Source organism: Fibrivirga algicola (genome assembly GCF_011742925.1).
Taxonomy (GTDB): Bacteria; Bacteroidota; Bacteroidia; order Cytophagales; family Spirosomataceae; genus Fibrella; species Fibrella algicola.
The window spans coordinates 1-202 of sequence record NZ_WAEL01000060.1 but is presented as its reverse complement, the minus strand read 5'-3'; the positions used below and the strand labels follow the sequence as shown (position 1 = coordinate 202).

1 protein-coding gene is annotated in these 202 nt (G+C 67.3%); it reads right to left on the bottom strand.

The features are described 5' to 3' along the window. Positions 1-202: hypothetical protein (locus F7231_RS27200; RefSeq protein WP_166694356.1), on the bottom strand; the 202-nt coding region annotated here is incomplete at both ends.

The window sequence follows — 202 nt, the reverse complement described above, 5'->3', positions numbered from 1 at the left end:
AACCGTAGCGATGATGTTGAAGGAGCCGCCAGGGCCCGTGCGCGAGCGGTACACCCGGTGGGTCTGGTTGTCGTTGCTCCAGGGGGTGTTGGCTACCCAACTCAGGTTGATGCGGTTGGGCACGGCCGTCGTCGTCAGCCGCACGCTGCTGGCCGCTTCGGTGGCATCCTGGCGCACCAGCTGACCGGCCGGGCTAGTCACG